The 18778-nt window shown below is 69.0% G+C and carries 19 protein-coding genes; 3 read left to right on the plus strand and 16 right to left on the minus strand.

What is annotated here, in order from left to right; all coding sequences use genetic code 11:
• Positions 1-16 precede the first annotated feature (16 nt).
• Positions 17-760: an alpha/beta hydrolase gene (locus Q5716_RS09275; protein ID WP_305002788.1), complete on the plus strand. Its 744-nt coding sequence runs from the start codon at positions 17-19 to the stop codon at positions 758-760.
• Here the strand turns inward: Q5716_RS09275 and Q5716_RS09280 are convergent.
• Entirely contained in the window at positions 757-1317 is a 561-nt protein-coding gene (locus Q5716_RS09280) for a hypothetical protein (RefSeq protein WP_305002789.1), read from the minus strand. The genes Q5716_RS09275 and Q5716_RS09280 overlap by 4 nt on opposite strands.
• A gap of 95 nt (positions 1318-1412) precedes the next feature.
• On the opposite strand from Q5716_RS09280, the gene Q5716_RS09285 reads away from it, so the two are divergent.
• Positions 1413-1853 carry a hypothetical protein gene (locus Q5716_RS09285; protein WP_305002790.1) on the plus strand — a complete coding sequence of 147 codons (441 nt, stop codon included), beginning with the start codon at positions 1413-1415 and terminating at the stop codon, positions 1851-1853.
• 50 nt (positions 1854-1903) lie between these two features.
• Entirely contained in the window at positions 1904-4174 is a 2271-nt protein-coding gene (locus tag Q5716_RS09290) for an excinuclease ABC subunit UvrA (protein ID WP_305002791.1), read from the plus strand.
• Here the strand turns inward: Q5716_RS09290 and Q5716_RS09295 are convergent.
• From Q5716_RS09295 to Q5716_RS09365, 15 genes are all read right to left on the minus strand, one after another.
• Complete coding sequence (locus tag Q5716_RS09295; RefSeq protein WP_305002792.1) at positions 4171-5850, minus strand: carbohydrate-binding domain-containing protein; 1680 nt, start codon at positions 5848-5850, stop codon at positions 4171-4173. The genes Q5716_RS09290 and Q5716_RS09295 overlap by 4 nt on opposite strands.
• 11 nt (positions 5851-5861) lie before the next feature.
• Positions 5862-6626: a polyphosphate polymerase domain-containing protein gene (locus Q5716_RS09300; RefSeq protein WP_305002793.1), complete on the minus strand. Its 765-nt coding sequence runs from the start codon at positions 6624-6626 to the stop codon at positions 5862-5864.
• The gene (locus Q5716_RS09305; RefSeq protein ID WP_305002794.1) at positions 6623-7207 is read right to left on the minus strand and encodes a DUF4956 domain-containing protein; all 585 of its coding nucleotides are present in this window, start codon (positions 7205-7207) and stop codon (positions 6623-6625) included. Before Q5716_RS09305 ends, Q5716_RS09300 begins: the two co-directional genes overlap by 4 nt.
• Before the next feature lie 68 nt (positions 7208-7275).
• Positions 7276-8385, minus strand: coding sequence for a YihY/virulence factor BrkB family protein (locus Q5716_RS09310; RefSeq protein WP_305002795.1), 1110 nt, complete (start codon positions 8383-8385; stop codon positions 7276-7278).
• Complete coding sequence (locus Q5716_RS09315) at positions 8382-8951, minus strand: HhH-GPD-type base excision DNA repair protein (RefSeq protein WP_305002796.1); 570 nt, start codon at positions 8949-8951, stop codon at positions 8382-8384. Before Q5716_RS09315 ends, Q5716_RS09310 begins: the two co-directional genes overlap by 4 nt.
• A gap of 20 nt (positions 8952-8971) precedes the next feature.
• Positions 8972-9781 (minus strand): PDDEXK family nuclease, encoded by an 810-nt coding sequence (locus Q5716_RS09320; RefSeq protein WP_305002797.1) that lies wholly within the window; start codon positions 9779-9781, stop codon positions 8972-8974.
• A gap of 32 nt (positions 9782-9813) precedes the next feature.
• On the minus strand, positions 9814-10104 hold the full coding sequence (locus Q5716_RS09325; protein ID WP_305002798.1) for a DUF1905 domain-containing protein: 291 nt from the start codon (positions 10102-10104) through the stop codon (positions 9814-9816).
• Positions 10101-11456, minus strand: a complete 1356-nt coding sequence (locus Q5716_RS09330) for an MFS transporter (RefSeq protein ID WP_305002799.1) — start codon at positions 11454-11456, stop codon at positions 10101-10103. The genes Q5716_RS09325 and Q5716_RS09330 overlap by 4 nt, the downstream gene beginning before the upstream one ends.
• Positions 11457-11463: 7 nt before the next feature.
• A complete protein-coding gene (locus Q5716_RS09335; protein WP_305002800.1) occupies positions 11464-12486 on the minus strand; it encodes an alpha/beta hydrolase in 1023 nt (340 codons plus the stop codon).
• Positions 12487-12562: 76 nt separating this feature from the next.
• Positions 12563-14329 carry a glycoside hydrolase family 2 protein gene (locus tag Q5716_RS09340; RefSeq protein ID WP_305002801.1) on the minus strand — a complete coding sequence of 589 codons (1767 nt, stop codon included), beginning with the start codon at positions 14327-14329 and terminating at the stop codon, positions 12563-12565.
• Positions 14326-15057, minus strand: a complete 732-nt coding sequence (locus Q5716_RS09345; protein WP_305002802.1) for a ThuA domain-containing protein — start codon at positions 15055-15057, stop codon at positions 14326-14328. Before Q5716_RS09345 ends, Q5716_RS09340 begins: the two co-directional genes overlap by 4 nt.
• Positions 15054-15848 carry a sugar phosphate isomerase/epimerase family protein gene (locus tag Q5716_RS09350; protein ID WP_305002803.1) on the minus strand — a complete coding sequence of 265 codons (795 nt, stop codon included), beginning with the start codon at positions 15846-15848 and terminating at the stop codon, positions 15054-15056. The genes Q5716_RS09345 and Q5716_RS09350 overlap by 4 nt, the downstream gene beginning before the upstream one ends.
• Positions 15848-16894, minus strand: a complete 1047-nt coding sequence (locus Q5716_RS09355) for a zinc-dependent alcohol dehydrogenase (protein WP_305002804.1) — start codon at positions 16892-16894, stop codon at positions 15848-15850. Before Q5716_RS09355 ends, Q5716_RS09350 begins: the two co-directional genes overlap by 1 nt.
• Before the next feature lie 43 nt (positions 16895-16937).
• Entirely contained in the window at positions 16938-17855 is a 918-nt protein-coding gene (locus Q5716_RS09360) for a carbohydrate ABC transporter permease (protein ID WP_305002805.1), read from the minus strand.
• Positions 17852-18775 carry a carbohydrate ABC transporter permease gene (locus Q5716_RS09365; RefSeq protein ID WP_305002806.1) on the minus strand — a complete coding sequence of 308 codons (924 nt, stop codon included), beginning with the start codon at positions 18773-18775 and terminating at the stop codon, positions 17852-17854. Before Q5716_RS09365 ends, Q5716_RS09360 begins: the two co-directional genes overlap by 4 nt.
• Positions 18776-18778: the final 3 nt, after the last annotated feature.

Below are 18778 nucleotides of genomic sequence, written 5' to 3' on the forward strand. Positions count from 1 at the left end.
GCCGGAGAATGGATGCATGACCAGAGGACGATCGATCGCGCGCCGAGTGGTCCGGGTACTCGTCGCTCTGATCGCCGTGCTCGTACTCGCGGTCGTCGGCGTGCTCTTCTGGGCGAGCATGGTGATGCGGGGCGAGCGCGATGCCGCCATCGACGCGTGGACCGACCCCGGAATCAGCATCAGGTCGACCGACCACTCGATCGTCATGACCCCGACGGGCGAGCCCACCGGGGAGGGGCTCGTCTTCATCCCGGGAGCGCGTGTCGACCCCTACGCCTACATGTACGTGCTCTCGGGCGCCGTCGCCGAGGGGCTGACCGTCGTCATCACGAAGCCCACCGTCAACCTGGCCTTCTTCGATCAGCGGCCGCTCGAGACTTTCACCGCCGACGCCCCCGACGTCACCAGCTGGGCGGTGGGCGGCCACTCGCTCGGCGGCGTCCGCGCGTGCCAGCTCGCCGAGTCCCCCGACGTCGCGGCACTCGTGCTGTTCGGCTCGTACTGCGCGAACGACCTGTCGGAGCGCAGGATGCCCGTGCTCTCCCTCTCCGGAAGCGCCGACGGCCTCTCCACCCCCGAGAAGATCGCCGAGGCCGCGCCTCTGCTCCCGCGGTCTGCCGAGTTCGTCGAGATCGAGGGACTCAACCACGCGGGCTTCGGGTCCTACGGCCCGCAGCCGGGCGACGGCGTCGGCACGCTCTCGCGCGGCGAGGTCCGCGAGGACATCGCCGGGCTGCTGAGGGAGTTCTTCGCGGGTTAGGACTCGACCGCGGGCGCGCCCTCTGACGCCGTGCCTGCCGTCACTTCGGGCACGCGGCCGCGGTGCGCCCACGTCATCCAGAGCCAGACGAGCACGCCGACGATGACCGTTCCGAGGAGCGCCACGAGCGGGAACGGCAGCCCGCCCTCCCCCTGGCCGGAAATCGCGAGGTAGAGGAGCAGCAGCGGCAGCGAGAGCACCGCGACGATGACGGCGGACCAGAACGTGGTGCCCCAGGGCTTGCGCACTCGACCGCCGCGGAGGATGAGCCCGCTCACGAGGAACCCGACGAGCATGAGCACGACGGCGACGACGGCCGCGCCCAGGAAGACGCTGCCGATCACTCCGCCAGCGCTGTCGACGAGCTCGGTCGCCGCGGGATTGTCGCCGGAGACGAGTTCGATGAGGCCCGAGACGGTGACCCCGAGGATGCCCGTGAGGAGGCCCCCGAACAGCACGAGCCCGAGCAGCGCCCAGCCTCCGCCGAGAAGCACGTGGCCGACGATTCCGGCGATGATCGCGGCGACGACCTGGCCCGCCGTGAGCTTGGCTTTCATGGACTCTTTCTAGCGGCGCAGGGCGAGCGTCCACAAGCGGCGTGTCCCCCGTTCTGTCGCCAGCGGAACGTTCGGTGCGCCGATACGATTACCCCATGCATTCGTGGGGGGACGCGGTGAGCGAGGCCACGCAGGCTGAGCTGGATCGTCTTCTCAACTCGGCCCTGCGGCTGGCCCAGTCGCGACTGAGCGAGGCAGCGGTGTTCGAGCCGGCCGCCCTCGTCGTCGCGGAGGACTCCCGCGTGCTCGAGCTCGAGCCCGACCGCTCTGGGCTCGGCAAGCACCCTGAAGCGGAGGTCGTCATCGACAACGCCGTTCGCCACTTGCGGCGCGTGCGCACCGAGGTGCGGTGCACGGCGGTCGTCTTCAGCACGCGACTGGCACGCGAGCGCACGGATGCGGTGGAGGTGCGGATCGAGCACCGGGACGGGGCATCCGCCGTCGTGCTCATGCCCTACAAGAAGGCCACCTTCGGCGGGCGCACCGAGTTCGGATCGCTCAAGGCGTTCTCGTCGCGCCGAGAGGTGTGGGCCTAGCATCCGCCCTCCCGTTCCCTGTGTCGGCGGCGTCTGCCAAAGTAGACGCTGTGAACACCGAGATCCCTCTCGCCGACAGCCATGACCGGATCCGGGTGCGCGGTGCCCGGGAGAACAACCTCCGCGACGTCGACGTCGACATCCCCAAGAGGCGGCTGACGGTCTTCACCGGCGTCTCCGGATCGGGCAAGTCGTCGCTCGTGTTCGGCACCATCGCCGCCGAGTCGCAGCGACTCATCAATGAGACCTACCCCGCGTTCGTGCAGGGCTTCATGGCCAGCCTCGGCCGACCCGATGTCGACTCCCTCGAGAACCTGAGCGCGGCGATCATCGTCGATCAGGAGCGGATGGGCGCGAACTCGAGATCGACGGTCGGCACCGCCACCGACGTCAACGCGATGCTGCGCATCGTCTTCAGCCGCCTCGGCGAGCCGCACATCGGCCCGTCGTACTACTTCGGCTTCAACGCTCCCGAGGGCATGTGCCCGGAGTGCGAGGGACTCGGCCACGTCACCGACATCGACCTCGACGAGCTGTTCGACCGATCGAAGTCCCTCGTCGAGGGCGCGATCACGGTGCCCGGCTACACCGCGGACGGGTGGATGGTGCGCGGCTACATCGAGTCGGGGTTCCTCCCCGGTGACGTGCCGATCAAGGACTTCACCGAGCAGCAGCTGCAGGACTTCCTCTACAAGGAGCCCGTCAAGGTCGCCGTCACGGGCTTCAACATGACGTACGAGGGTCTCGTGCCCAAGGTGCGCAAGAGCATCCTGTCGAAGGACAAGGACTCGGTGCAGCCGCACATCCGCGCGTTCATCGAGCGAGCGGTGACGTTTACCACGTGCCCGGCGTGCGGCGGATCGCGACTCAACGAGGCCGCTCGGTCGTCGAAGATCGACGGCAAGAGCATCGCCGACTGCTGTGCGATGCAGATCAGCGACCTCGCCGAGTTCGTCCGCGGCATCACCGACTCGCAGGTCGCCCCCCTCATCGAACCGCTGCAGAAGACCCTCGACTCCCTCGTCGACATCGGGCTCGGCTACTTGAGCCTCGACCGCACCTCGGGCTCCCTCTCCGGCGGCGAAGCGCAACGCGTCAAGATGGTGCGGCACCTGGGCTCGCCGCTCACCGACGTGAGCTACATCTTCGACGAGCCGACCGTGGGCCTCCACCCGCACGACATCCAGCGGATGAACGCGCTGCTCGTCCACCTGCGCGACAAGGGCAACACGGTGCTCGTGGTGGAGCACAAGCCCGAGACGATCGCGATCGCCGACCACGTCATCGACCTCGGCCCGCGCGCCGGCGTCCACGGCGGAACGATCCAGTTCGAGGGCACCGTCGAGGAGCTCCGCGCGAGCGGAAGCCTCACGGGCCAGCACCTCGACTACCGGGCGAGGCTGAAGGATGCCGTGCGCGAGCGCACCGGTGCCCTCGAGATCCGCGGTGCCACCCGTCACAACCTCAAGAACGTGGACGTCGACATCCCGCTGGGGGTGCTCACGGTCGTAACGGGCGTGGCTGGCAGCGGCAAGAGCTCGCTGATCCACGGGTCGATCCCCCGCGGGGAGAACGTCGTGACCGTCGACCAATCGGCGATCAAGGGGTCACGCCGCAGCAACCCCGCGACGTACACCGGGCTCCTCGACCCGATCCGCTCGGCATTCGCCAAGGCCAACGGCGTCAAGCCCGCTCTCTTCAGCGCGAACTCCGAGGGCGCGTGCCCGAACTGCAATGGCAACGGCGTAATCTACACCGACCTCGCGATGATGGCGGGAGTCGCGACGGTCTGCGAGCTGTGCGAGGGCAAGAGGTTCCAGGCGGCCGTGCTCGAGTACCGCCTGAACGGCAAGAACATCGCCGAGGTGCTCGCGATGTCGGTCGCCGAGGCCCACGACTTCTTCGGATCGGGTCCCGCCCACGCGATCCTCGCGCGAATGGTCGACGTGGGGCTCGGCTACCTCGGCATCGGGCAGCCGCTCACCACCCTCTCGGGCGGGGAGCGCCAGCGCCTCAAGCTGGCGATCCACATGGCCGAGAAGGGCGGCATCTACGTGCTCGACGAGCCGACGACCGGGCTCCACCTCGCCGATGTCGAGCAGATGCTCGCCCTCTTCGACCGGCTCGTCGACTCCGGCAAGACGGTCATCGTGATCGAGCATCACCAGGCAGTCATGGCCCACGCCGACTGGATCGTCGACATCGGCCCGGGCGCCGGCCACGACGGAGGCACCGTCGTGTTCGAGGGCACCCCGCGCGACCTCGTGGCCGCGCGGAGCACCCTCACCGGCCAGCACCTCGCGGAGTACGTGGGGGCCTAGGGACGCATCCCGCCGCCGCCCGGACCGCCGCTGCCCGCCGCAGCCGTCCCCTCGGTGACCGTGACGGCGGAGGACCCGTTCACGGTCACCGAGTAGTTCGCCCCGTCCGCTAGGACGGACGAGGAGAACACGACCGACGAGAACGCCTTCTCCGCGGTGTACTCGTAGACCACAGCGCCCGTCGAGTCGAGCACCTGCACCACGTCGCCGGCGGTGCCGCTCACGGTCGCCGAGATCCACGACTGGGGAGACGACGCATCCGGGGACACCGCCATTCCGGCGCTACCGATCGCGAAGACCGTCCCTCCGGAGACCGTGAGGATTCCGTTGACGTCGAGCGCTCCGTTGCCATCGTTGGTCGGGCCGTTGACGACGAGCGTGCCGCCCGAGACGACCGCCGACCCGTTGGAGTCGAACCCGTCGCCCTCGGCGGAGATGAGCACGGTGCCGCCCGCGATCGTCAGCAACTCGCCGGTATCGCCCATTCCCCCGCCCATGCCGCCCCCCTCGCTCGCGGTCGCGTTGCCGGACGCGTTGATCCCGTCATCGCTCGCCTTCACCGTGACGTCGCCGTCGTTGATCGTGATGCTCGGCGCCTCGATTCCCTCGTACGACTGGCTGACGGTGAGCGATCCGCCGTCGATCACGATCGCCGAGTCGGCGTGCAGTCCGTCGTCGCCGCTGGCGAGGGCGACGGTGCCGAGGTTCAGGTGGATGGCGCCGTTGGAGTGGAGCGCGTCATCCTGCGCGGTGACGGATGCCTCGGTGCCCTCGGCGACGAGGTACACGCCCGCCTTGACGCCCTTGCCCGTCGCATCCAGCGTCAGCGAACCGCCGGTCAGCACGACGTCGGTGACCGCGTCGATGCCGTCGTCACCCGCGGTCGCGACGAGGGTGCCGTCGTCGACCCAGACGTACCCGCGAGTCGCGTCCTCCTCGTTGTCGGAGAGCAGGGCATCCCCGCCCGCGGTGAGCGTCAACTCGCCGCCCTTCACGACGAGGGAGTCCTTGCCGCGGAGCGCGTCGTCCGCCGCCTCGACCGTGATCGACCCGGACAGGACGACGAGGTCGTCCTCGCTCGTGATGCCGTCGCCCCCGTTTCCCGAGACCGTGAGGGACCCCGAACCGGAGAACGTCAGGTCGGCCTCGCTGAACACCGCCGCATTCGCGTCTGCGTCATCGGCGTAGGATGACGCGTCGCTGACCGAGCTGTCGCCCTCGAGGGAGATCACCACATCGTCGGCGCTCTGCACCCAGATCGCCGGTCCACCGCTCGAGGTGATGGATGCATCGCTCAGCACGATCGCGACGACGGCGTCGTCCGGCGACGCCACCACCACCTGACCGTCGAGGTCCCCGCTCAGCACGAACGTGCCGGCGGCGGTGATGGTGAGCGTCGAGCCGTCCACGGACACCCCGTCGGTAGCGCTCGGGCTCGAGAGGTCGACCGCCGTCGCCGAGTCGAGACTCCACTCGTCGTCGTTCACCGTGGTCGAGTCCTCGTTGTCCGCGAGCACCGCGTCGGCGGTCAGCGTCGCGTCGACGACGACCGTGGGCGATGCTGTCGAGCCCGAGTCGACACCCGTCACGGTGGTCGGCGTTGCGGCGACGGCGCACCCGGCGAGCACGACGCTGCCGAACAGGAGGCCGGCGGCGGTCAGTACATATCTCTTCATGGCGGTGCCTTTCAGGCGAAGTGGCGCCGCAGCACGCGGGACCACTTGTTGGAGGGGAGGTCGGGGTTGAGCGCGGCAAGGCCGGTGCCGAACTTCGAGACGGTCGAGGGGCGATGGCCGTTAGCCCAGAGCAGCCGGTCGACTTCTGACGTGCGGGAGCCGGACTTCGTCTCCACGATCACGAGATCGGGGCGGCGGAGCGTCCTGCCGTCGGCCGCCTGCCACGACAGAGAGGTGTCGACCGTGGCGCGGCTCGACGAGCCCGGCAGGTACAGCGTCGTGCGCTCGTAGCGCGTGGTGAGCGTGGGCACGAGGGCGAGGGATGACGGGTCGATTCCGAGACCGTCGAGTGCGGCATCCGCGTACTCCCGGCCGGCGCGGGTGAGGGTCGACCGATCGCGCACGTCGTAGTCGATACGTTCCTTGACCGTGGAGCTGCGCGACCCGCGAGTCTTCATCTCCAGGTAGGCGCGATCGGTGTCGAGGTAGGCCCGGGTGCGCAGCTTGAACCGCCGACGGCGCGCGTGCGCCGCGAGCCGGTAGCTCAGCAGGTCGGGTGTGTCGAAATACACCGACTCGTACGCGAGCGACCTCGAGCCGTCGATTTCCAGCACCCGGGTTCCGTCGGCGAGCCACTGCAGCACTCCCTCCGCCCGGACACGGTCGAGCACGTACTTGCGGTCGACGCGCGTCTGCAAGGATGCCTCGGCCACGAGTTCGTCGAGATCGATCGGCTCCAGGGCGGCGAACGCGCTGCTCAGGGTTGCGGCGCTCATCGCTGCACCTGCTCGACCTCGTGAGCGGTCGCGGCGCGGTCCCCGATCTGATAGCGCACCTCGACGGTGGTCGAGTCGTTGATGAGGTCGAGGTGGTGCACGGTCACTCGGTGGACGCGGGCACCGAGCATCCGCTCGAGGGCCGCGCGCAGCGCCGTCTCATCCGTGTAGGCGGTGTCGAGCACGACGGTCTGCTGGCGGTAGCGGCGGAACAGCGCGGGGCTGTCTCCGATGGCGAGTGTCACGAGAAGGAGCGCCATGAGAGCGATCATGAGCGGACTCACGGTCGTCGTGAGGCCCGCGATGAGGCCCAGCGCTAGCGCGGCGAAGTAGTACGCGACCTCGTGCTGGGCGATCTCCGAGGAGCGGAGCCGGATGATCGACAGCACGCCGAACAGCCCGAGGCCGATCCCCACCCCGACCGCGGTGGTGCCGAGAACGGCGGAGACGGCGAGCACGCCGACGTTCACCACGAGGTAGGCGACGACGAGGTCGCGGCGCCGGTGGCGGGGGAAGTAGAGGCCGAACGTCATCACGGCGATCGCGACGAGGTCGAGTGCGATCATGATCGCTTGGTCCATGGTGGCTCCTGAGATGAACTGTCGGTGAACGGGACAGCACCATCAGGCCAGCCGAAGCTTTGCGGTTTCTATGACCGCTCTGGAGGGCCGCTCCGGGTTTGCGAGGGAGGTGTCTGGCCGAGAGCATCGAGCTCCCGTTGAGCGGACCGCAATCGGGACCGAGCCGCGAGGCGGCTCCACCACGGGGACGCGGCGAGGTCACGGCGGGCATCCCGCACGCGCACGCGCGCTGCAGTAAGAACAGCTTCGTGCTCCGCGAGCTCCTGGCGTCGCGCGAGCTCGAGAGGGCTGAGCCGCACGAGAGGCTCCCCGCGATCGGAGGCCCCGACCGCGATCCATGCGGCAGCGACGAGGGTGACGATGCTCGTCAACCGGAAGAACAGGAGGAGGCCGATGAATACGGCGAAGGTGGCCAGCAGCGGATTCCGAGTGGCACCGCCCGCGAGCAGCGAAGCGCCGAGTTGGAGGAGAAGGAGCGCGAGTCCACCGAGCAGCGAACCGCCCCACAGCCGTCTCCACCGGATCTGCGCCCGGGACAGGAAGCGGAACGTCGCCGCAAGAACGGCGGTGTTGAGCACGAGGACCAGCACGAGGCCCGAACCGCGAGCCAGGATCGTGTACCAGAGGGAGCCAGTGCTGAGGCCGAACCACGCGAAGACGACGTGGAGCGCCTCGGTGCTCGCGACAGAAAGACCGGAAGCGACGATAAGGAGTGCGCCCAACACGAGTGAGACGAGGAGGTCGCGAGCCTTCATGAGGAAGTAGTTGCGCTTGTCCTTCGGCAGCCCGAACACCTGCCGGACGGACATGCGGGCGAAGGTCATCCAGCCGATCGCTGTCCAGATCAGCCCGGCAGCCGCGACGACACCCGTGACGCTCAGGATGCTCGAGCTCGCCGCGACGAGGTCGTCCGGGTCGATGACCCCCCGCTGCCCGAACAGCCCGGGGATCGCCGTGCTGAGGATCTCGACGAGGGACGCGAGAGTCTGCGGCTGGCCGGTGAGCCAGATGCCCGCGATCGAGAACCCCACGTAGGCAGCGGCGAACACGGCGAACAGGGACTGGTAGCTCATGCCCGCGGCGAGCAGGAGCCCGTTCTGGTCGAGGAAGTGCACCCACACCCGCACCGGGAAGCGCGATCGGCCCCAGTCCCACAGGGCGCGGATGCGGTCCCTCATTTCGCCTTGGCTGCCGCCTTCGCCGCCTTCTTCGCCTCTCGCACGCGGGCGAGCGACTCGGCGTCGACGATGTCCGCTACAGACATGCTGGAGCCGTCGGCACCGTACGGAGCGGATGCCTCACGCCATCCCGCTCCGGTGAAGCCGTATTGCTTGCCGAGCAGGGCGAGGAAGATCTTCGCCTTCTGCTCGCCGAAGCCCGGGAGGGTGCGGAGTCGCTTATAGACCTCCGCCCCGTCGGGGGCGCCGCGCGTCCAGACGGCGGACGCGTCGCCATCCCAGTCGTCGACGAGCTTCTGCGCGAGCGCCTGCAGTCGCTCGGCCATCGACCCCGGGAAGCGGTGCACCGCGGGCGATTCCTTGAAGGCCGCGAGGAGCTTCTCGGGGTCGGTCCCGGCGATGGCCGCCGGGCTCAGACCGCCGAGCCGCTCGTCGATCTTCGCCGGGCCGGCGAACGCGGTCTCCATCGTCACCTGCTGGTCGAGCAGCATCCCGGTGAGGAGGGCGAACGGGTTCGTCGTCAGCAGGTCGTCGGCGACCGGGTCGCCGGTGATGTGGAGCGCCATGGCTTCAGTCTTGCAGAGGATCAGCGCAGGTAGCAGTCCACGATCAGGTCGCCCCGGGCATCCCGCAGCTGGTCGAGGAGCCGGTCGATGACACGGTGGGAGATGCCCGAGGCCGAGACATCCCGGGGGCCGAGCGAATGGAGTTTGCCCGTGCGGATTCGCACCACTTCCCACCCGGCGCTGCGCAGCGCGCGGTCCTTCCGGAGGTCGACCGCCTCGCGGCGCCCGACGTGCTCGAGGCCGTCGCGACCCGTGGAGTCGTACTCGATCGCGACCTTGAGCTCGGGGATCACGATGTCGGGCCACACCTCGAGGTGCTCGAAGAACGGCTGCTTCACCCGCACCGCGTTCATGCCCTGCGTGAACTCAAGGCGGTCGGCGAGGCGCTGGTGCAGGTCGCCCTCGACCGCGGATGCACGCCGCGGGGCGCACTCGCTCGAGAACGCCTCCCCCACCGCGAATCGGGTCGCGATGGACGAGGAGCACAGCGGGCGGGCGCGCGGCTTCTCCGTGCGCGGGGGCCGGCCGGTGGCATCCACCGTGCACTCGGGGCACCACGTCGATCGGCGACGGCTCCGGCCGGGGCGCTGGCGCTGCTCCCACGGGGTCGCGACGAACGTATGCCCGACCTCGCACTGCCAGAGCAGCCACACGTCCGCGGCGGGCGGCACCTGGGTGAGCGCGACGCCGAAATTGAGGTCGGGATGGTACTGCCGCACGAGCACCGGATAGCGTTCCCAATCCGCCCGGAACTGCCCCACGGCGTAGGGCAGCGCGACGCCTTTGGAGCGCTGTCGGCGCTGCCACCACCACTGAACCTGCTCGGGCACGCGCTCAGGCTACGTCGACCCGCCGACGCTCCTCACCTGGCGAGCTCGAGCTCCACCTCGACGGTCGATCCGAGCTCGATGGCGTGCTTCTCGCGCACCGATTTCTTGATCGCGAGCGAGTAGAGCCCGTCGCTGCTGGGGAAGATCGACGTCGCCCACCTCGTCGTGCCGATGCGCACGCGCACCCTGACCGAGTCCCAGCCGGCGGGCGGGTGCGGCAGCTCCGCGATCTCCTCGCTGATCTCCGCCGGCACGTGCACGAACACCCACAGGTCGCGCCGCGCCTCCCAGCGCCAGGTGGTCGCGGTGAACGTCCAGCTCACGGTTGCGCCCTGACGCGCCAGGCCACGGGCAGGGTGAGCAGCACGAGAGCGGCGCCGAGCACGAACACCGCGGTGAAGCCGGCACCCTCGACGCCGCCGAACGCCGAGAAGAGCAGGCCCGCGATCGCAATGGATGACGCGGCTCCCGCGAGATCGGCGATCGACATCGCCCCCGAGTTGAAGCCCTGCTCCCCCGGCGCCGAGTGGGCGAGGACGACGGTGCTCACGCGAGGGTAGATGAGCCCCATGCCGACCCCCGCGACGAGCCAGCCGATGGCAGCGATCGGCGGCGCCAGCCAGAGCAGGGTCGTCGTGAGCTGCCACAGCAGCCCCGTCACCGCGAGCACCGTGCCGAGCCGGAGGGTCGCCTCGTGACCGACCCGGTCACCCAACCGACCCTGCACCTCGGAGCTCACCGCCCAGGCGACCCCGCCCACGGTCAGGATGAGTCCCGCGGCCCACGGCTGATAGTCGAATCGCTCCTGGAACAGCAGCGGCTGGAAGGCCTCGACGGCGAAGAACGCCGACGCCACGACTCCGCGCAGGGCGATCGCCGCCGGCATGCCGCGGGCCGCGCGGAACGTCCCGCGCGGAAAGAGCGGCCTCAGAGCCACGAACGCGACGCCGAGCGCCCCCACCGCGACGGGCCAGGCGAGCGGACCGAGCTCGCCGGCGAGGCTGACCCCGAGCACGCCCACGGCGGCCACGAGGGACAGGGGCACGATCCAGCGAGAGCTCGTGGCATCCGCTCCGTGCTCGGGCATCCTCAGCAGGGTCAGCACCGACGGGATGATCGCACCCGCCGCGATGAGCACCAGCACTCCCACCCCGAGGAACACCCAGTGCCAGCTGAGCGTGTCCGCGATGAGCCCCGCGAGAACCGGGCCGATGAGCGAGGGGATGAGCCACACCGTCGCGAACAGTCCGAAGATCCGCGGATGCAGCGACGCCGGGTACAACCGGGCGACCACGACGTAGAGCGCGACATTGATGGCCCCCGAGCCGAGCCCCTGGAAGAACCGGCCGACGACGAAGACCTCCATGTGCGCCGCCGACCCCGAGAGCACGAGTCCCACGAGGAACACCAGGATGCCCGCCAGCAGCGGTCGCGCGGGCCCGGCCCGGTCCGCCCAAAAGCCGCCCGCGACCGTGCCCACGATCGAGGCGGCGAGGGTGGCGGAGAACGCGAGCGCGTACAGCGCCTGGCCGTCGAGCTCCCGACTGACCGTCGGCATGATCGTCGTCACCGCGAGGGACTCGAACGCCCCGAGGAAGATGAGGACGCTCGAACCGACCGTCGTCCACAGCAGGGCAGGCGACAGGAGCCCCTGCGGGGCGGGGGTGGTGCTCATGGTGCTTCTATCTCGTGACGTCGGCCAGGAAGTCGATCGTGGACTGCAGCGCGGTGCGGGCATCCTCGAAGTCCAGGTGGAACTGGTATTCGTGCGGGAGCGCGGGCTCGTGGTCTTCAGGATAGAAGACGCCCGTGACATCCACTCCGAGCGAGTCGAGCTTCTCGGCGAGCGGCTGCGACTGCGTCGGGGTGAGGGGGTCGGCGTTGCCGCCGGAGATCCACGTGCGAGGGAAGTCGGCGGTGACGTAGTCGAGCGTCGACATCTCCTGCGCGCCCGGCGTGTTCGACCAGTCCTTCTCCCCCAGGTAGGCCCACAGCGCGATGCGGAACCCCCAGCCGCCGATGCCCGGGGCGTTCGGGATGCCGCTGACGTCGTAGATGCCGCAATTGAGGATCACGGCGCGCAACTGCTCCGCCGCGAGCGCTGGCTCGATGCCGAGCTCGCTCGCGTAGGACGGGTTGGTGGTGAGCACCGCGAGCTGGCTCGTGAGGTTCGCCCCCGCCGAGTCGCCGGCGATGACGATGCGGTCGGCGTCGATGCCGAGCTCTTCGGCGTGGCCGACGAGATAGGCGAGTGCGTCGTTGAGCTGCGTGATCGCGGTCGGGTACACCGCCTCGGGGGCCACGGTGTAGTTGAGGCTCACGGTCGTGTACCCCTCGTTCGCGAGGATGCGGGCGTACGGGTCGACGTTGGAGGATTGGCCGGATATCCACGCACCGCCGTGGATCCACACCACTGTCGGCAGGGCGCCCTCGGCGGACTCGGGGCGGAAGAGGTCGAACGTCTCGTTCTCGTGGTCGCCGTACGCGAGGCCGAGCTGCGCGGTCACACCCGAAGTGGGCGCATACGGCTGCATCTCGGCGACGGTGTCGTTCGCGCCCTTCTCGAAGAGCGCGCGGATCATGAGGGCCGCCGGCCAGGGGCTCACGAACCACCACACCGTTGCGGCGACGCCGAGCCCTAGTGCGACGACCGGGATCCAATGGCGCTTGTACGAGATCCAGCTCTTCTTCTCAACCCCCGACATATCTTCACTCTAGGGGTGGAGCGCCCTCGGCGACCCCAGAACCGCGCCCGCCTGTCGCGAAGGGATGCGACTCGCGTCACCCGGCGATGATTCGGCGAATCGTCTCCACGGGCAGCTTCGGCACCCGGTTCTCGTCGCACAGCCCATTGACTTCCTGCGCCGTGTCCGTGAGCTGCGTGTAACAGAACCCCACGACGTGCTCGGACTGCCTGATCGCCCCGACGACCGCAGCGAGCCGCTCCTCGTAACCGGCCGCGTCCGCCGCATCGCTGTATCCCCAGCCGTCGGCGTGCGCGGCCCCGGTCTCGAAGCGCACGCCGCCGAACTCCGTGACCATGATGGGCGGCGTGAGGGCGGGAGAGGGGGCGACCGACATCGGCCTCCCGTGCGGACCTCGGCCGGCGAGCATCCGGCTGATGCGCTCTGCCGAGGAGTAGCGCTCCCGTAGCACCTCGCCGTCGCCCTCGTAGTCGTGAACAGTCACCAGGTCGGAGCCCGTGTGCTCCCAGCCGTCGTTCGCGATCACGGGGCGCGACGGATCGAGGGCGCGCGTGAGGTCGGCGAGGGCACGCGAGAACGCCGCCTGAGCGGGATCGGCCGACACCTCCTGGATGCCCCACGACTCGTTGAAGGGGACCCACACGAGGATCGACGGATGCGACTGCTGCGCCCGCACGATGGCCGCCCACTCGCTCGAGTACAGGTCCACGGCGCGGGAGGAGAACTCGTACGCCGCCGCGGCCTCGGCCCAGACCGCGAGGCCGAGCCGGTCGCACCAGTAGAGGAATCGAGGGTCCTCGACCTTCTGGTGGATGCGAATCGCGTTGAACCCGAGCCGCAGGGCGAGCTCGACCTCCGCGCGCATTGCCGCGTCCGAGGGCGGCGTGTAGTGAGTATCGGGCCAGTACCCCTGCTCCAGCACCGAGCGCATGACGAAGGGGCGGTCGTTGAGCACGAGGCGTCCACCGTCGACGCGCACCGTACGCAAGCCGAGGTACGACTCCACGCGATCTCCGGTCGAGAGGCCGACGACGGCGTCGACGAGGCGCGGCCGCGAGGGCGACCACAACAGCTCGTCCGCCCCCTGTCCGTTGCGGAGGGCGGCGATCGGCACGTCGACGACGACGCGCGGGGTGTCCGCCTCGATCGAGAGCGCGGCCAGCCTGGCGCCGTCCAGCTCGAGCTCGACGGACACCGTCAGGGGCTGCGGCGGACGCGCGCTGAGCTCGATCTCCGCATGGACGGTCCCGCGAGAGAGGTCGGGAGTCCAGACCAGCCTCGAGATGCGCACAGCAGGCGCGGCCTCGAGCCAGACCGATCTCCAGATCCCGGTCGTGCGGTGGTACCAGATCGAGTGCGGCTGAGCGTGCCAGTCCTGCTTGCCGCGAGGGAGTGCCACATCGAGGGGGTCGTCCTCGGCTCGCACGACGACGACGTGCACGTCGCCCTCGAGCGCGTCCGTAATGTCTACCTCGAACGAGGTCTGGCCGCCGACGTGGTGCGCCACGTGCGTCCCGTCGACCCAGACGTCGGCAGTGTGGTCCACCGCTCCCACGTGCAGGATGACGCGCTCCCCCTGCACGCCCAGTCCCGCGGCCGAGAGCTGCGTCGCCGTCACTTCCCGCCGGTACCAGACGACCGGGTGGAACCCGGTGTCCCCGATGCCCGAGGCCGGCGCCTCCGGGGCGAACGGCACGATGATCGTCGTGCTGAAGGCCGCGGCATCCTCGAACCATCGCTCCGCGCGGCCGACGTCGCCATCGTCATGCGCGAATCCCCACGCCCCGTCGAGCAGTTCGACCTGCGCTCGACGCAGCTGTGGGCTCGGGTGGGTCTCGGTCACGGGGCGAACCATCCCCGCTTCGGGTTGGAGACCGCCGGCAAAGCCGTGCCCGGGGCGGGCGCAGCCCACTCCACACCGTTCGCGAGCACACGACGCACGTCGGGGTGGAAGTACACCGGGTAGGCCTCGTCGCCGGGACTGAAGTAGAACACCTTGCCCGCTCCCCGCGTGAACGTGACTCCCGAGCGGAAGACCTCGCCACCCTCGAACGAGCTCATGAACACCAGGTCGTCGGGGTCGGGGATGTCGAAGAGCTCGCCGTACATCTCCTGGTGCTCGATGACGAGAGGATGCGGGACCCCCTGGGCGATCGGGTGCGACGGCTTGAGCGTCCACACGAGCTCCCGCTCGCCCTCGTTGCGCCAGGCGAGTGAGCAGGTCGTACCCATGAGGTCGATGAAGATCTTCGAGAAGTGTCCGGAGTGGAGCACGATGAGCCCCATCCCGCCGAGCACACGCTGCCGCACCCGTGCCACGACGTCATCGCGGACCTGGTCGTGGGCGATGTGTCCCCACCACAGCAGTACGTCGGTCTCCGCGAGCACGTCGGCCGAGAGCCCGTGCTCCTCATCGGTGTCGAGAGTCGCCGTCGAGATCGAGGCGTCGGGCAGCAGCGCGGCGAGGCCGTCGGCGATCGCCCCGTGGATTCCCGTCGGGTAGCGCGCCGCGATATCCGGGTTGATCTGCTCGTGGCGGCCCTCGTTCCAGACCAGGATGCGCAGGCTCATCGCTTCAGCAGCTTCGAGACTCGGGGCAGCACGTCGCGGGCGGGCCCGGACAGCCGGCATTCCATGGCGAGCCAGCCGTCGTACCCGATGTCCTCGAGCGCGGTGAGCGTCTCGTCCCAGTCGTAGTGCCCGGCTCCCGGCTCCAATCGGTTCGAGTCGCCGAGCTGCACGTGGTGGATGCGGTCGCCCGCCGTCCGGATGGCCGCGCCGATGTCCGACTCCTCGATGTTCATGTGCCAGGTGTCGGCGACCACCGACAGGCCGGGCGACGCCACCTCATCGACGTACCACGACGAGTCCGCGAGGGTGTTGACGACGAAGTCCTCGAAGCGGTTGAGCGGCTCGAGGAAGAGCTCGACTCCGTGCTCCTCGGCGTGAGCCGCGACCTCCGTGAGCGCCTCGAGGAGCAGTTGTCGCGACTCCTCATCGCCGCGCGGCGGCGTGAAGGGCGGGAGGTGCCTCGAGAACAGCCCGAAGGCGTGGGGCGCGACGAACCCGATCCCGCCGGCTTTCGCCAGGCTCGAGAGCATCGCCTTCTGCTCGTCGATGGCGGCGCGGCGACGGTCCGGATCGAAGTCGCCCATGAAGAAGTCGACGTGCGCGACGGCCGAGGGCATCACTACGCCGGCCGCTCGAGCCGCGACGAGCTCGTCCTCCCGACCGACGAAGACGCCGTTGCCGCGACCCGACAGCTCGATGCCGTCGAACCCCACGGACAGCGCGAACTGCATCTTCTCGACGAGGGTCTCTCCCTCGCACGTCGACTCCTGAGCCGCGAGCCGGAACGCCATCAGCTGCCCGCCTTCGCGTCGAGGACGACCTGCAGCACATCGCTCGTCGCCGTGTCGAGCATGGCGAACGCCTCGCCGCCCTGCTCGAGGGGCATCTCGTGCGAGATCAGGTCGGTGACGTTCACCTTCCCGGCGACGGCGAGATCGATGAACGTGCGCTGGAGGCGATACTCGTCCCAGCGGTGGTCGATCGACGGATTCACCCCCGAGATCTGGGCGCACACCAGCTGCACGCGGTTGTGGTGGAACTCGTCACCGAGGCGCAGACCGATGCCCTCGCCCTGCATGAAGCCGGCGACGCACACGCGCGAGTTGTAGGCGACCGTGCGGATCGCCTCGTGGAGGGCGTGGTAGTTGCCCGTGACCTCGAGTACGACGTCCGCTCCGCGACCGTCCGTCAGCTCGCGAACCCGTTCGGCAACGGGGCCGTCGGCTGGATCGAGTACGAGGTCGGCCCCGAGGCGCAGTGCCAGCTCGCGGCGGGATGCGACGCCGTCGACCCCGATGACCCGCGCGCCGTTGAGGCGGGCGAGCTGCGCGACGAGCTGGCCCGGAACCCCGAGACCGAACACGACGACCGTCTCCCCGACGTGGATGTCGCCGTCCAGTACGACGTTGAGCGCGATGGCCCCGATCTGGGAGAAGATGCCGACGCGGGCATCCGTTCCGGGTTGCAGGACGCGCTTAGCCGCGCGCTCCTCCTTCTGGATCGTCTCGGTGCGGTGCCCCCACGTGCCCCACACGACATCGCCGACGGCGAGCTTCGTGACGTCCGAGCCGATCTCGGTGACCTCGCCCACCTCCTCGTAGCCCCAGCCGTTGACGGGGTATTCGAAGCTCGTCGATCCGTCGACGAAGAGCCGCTGCTTCTCGTCCCACTTCTTGTTCATGTACGCGTTGGTACCGCGGTAGGCCGTGAGCTCGGTACCGGCGGAGATGCCGGAGTAGAGCGTGCCGATGCGGACCTCGTCGGGCGCCAGGGGCTTCGACTCCTCGTCGACGACCTCCGCGACGCGGACCGAGGTGAAGCTCACCATTCTGGGCATGACTGTTCTCTCTCTTTCTGTGGTGTGCGGTGGATGACGCGGGTCAGCCCTTGACGGCGCCCGAGATGAAGCCCTGGGTCACCTGCCGTTGGAGGACGACGAAGAGCACGATGATGGGCAGGATCGTGATGAGCGTTCCCGCCGCGAGCGGACCGATGTCGAGCGAGCGGCCGCTCGTGAACATGTAGAGGCCGGCGGTGAGCGGTCGGAAATCGCCGCTCGGCAGGTAGAGCAGTGGGATCAGGAAGTTGTTCCAGTTCGCGAGGAACGTGAACACGGTGAGTGCGCCGATCCCCGAGCCGACGAGCGGGAGCATGATCCTCGTGAAGATCTGCACCTCCGACGCGCCGTCCACGCGGGCCGACTGCTCCAGCTCCTGTGGCAGGTCCGAGAAGAACGCTCGCATGAAGAAGGTGCCGAAGGAGGTGCCCGTGGACGCCAGCACCAGGATGGCCCCCGGCAGCGTATCGAGCAGCCCCATGCCGCGCAGCTGGAAGTACAGCGGGATCATGTACGTGAAGAACGGCACGAGCAGCCCGAGCACCACGAGGTAGAACAGCACCGTCCGCCCGCGGAACGGCAGTCGCGCGAAGGTGTAGCCCGCCATCACCGACACCACCACGACGATCGCGGTGCTCGGCACGGTGAGCAGGAAGCTGTTGAGCACGTAGTCGCTGAATCGGCCGACCGTCCAGGCGTCGATGATGTTCTGGAGGGAGAACGAGCTGAACAGACCGAACGGGTTGACGCGGACATCGGCGGGAGTCTTGAGCGTGGTCGAGACGACGAGGATGACAGGCATCAGCACGAAGACCGCCATCCCGGCGAGCAGCACGTGCAGCGCCACCTGGGCGGGGCTGCGTCGACCACCGGGGATTCGGCTGCGATCGTGGCCCGACTCGGGGTCGGCGAGCTCGGTGATCCGGCGATCCCGCTCGGCGGGGGCGGTGGCAGTCATCATGCTCCGGTTCCCTGCAGCGACAGTCGACGCTGCAGTCGGTTGAGCAGCACCGCGATGGGTACCGACAGGATGGTGATGAGGAGGGCCAGCGTCGTGCCGTACCCGATGTTGTTGAGCACGAAGGCCTGGTCGTACGCGTACGTGCCGAGCACCTCGGTCGCGTTCGCCGGGCCCCCGGCGGTCATGACGAAGATGATGTCGAAGACGCTGAACCCGCCCACGAGGGTGAGGGTCAGGACCATGAGGAAGACCGGCATGATCTGCGGCAGGATGATGAACCACAGCCGCTGGGCGCTGTTGGCCCCGTCGATCCGAGCGGCATCCACGAGCTCGGTGTCCACGTTGCGCAGGGCCGAGAGGAAGATGACGATCGCGAAGCCTGTGCCGGCCCAGATCGCGGTGAGGAGCACCGCGTACAGGGCGAGGTCGGGCTCGCCGAGCCATCCGGTCGCCCACGCGCCGAGCCCGATCGAGCGCAGGAACTGGTTGAGCAGGCCGTTGACGGGGTCATAGATCCAGCCCCAGACGATTCCGATCGCGACGCCCGGCAGCACGTACGGGAGGAAGAAGATGACGCGGTAGATCGCGCCTCCCCGTCGCACCGTCCACAGCAGCATCGCGACGAGCAGTCCGACGACCATCGGTGCCGCCGTGCCGACCAGGATCCAGATGAGGTTGTTGCCGAGCGCGTGCCAGACCGCGGGGTCCTCCACCATGCGGATGAAGTTTCCGAGTCCGACGAACGGCGGGTTGGGGTTGAGCCCGTCGAAGTCGACGAGCGAGTAGTAGACGGCATTGCCGAGGGGGAAGAGGAAGAACAGTGCCGTCACGATCATGACGGGGAGCACCAGGACGATGCCGAGGCGGGCTTGCGCCCGCCTCGTCACCGTCGGTGCCAGGCTGCGGCTGGCGGTTGACATGAT

This window comes from Antiquaquibacter soli, from assembly GCF_030580675.1.
Classification (GTDB): domain Bacteria; phylum Actinomycetota; class Actinomycetes; order Actinomycetales; family Microbacteriaceae; genus Rhodoglobus; species Rhodoglobus soli.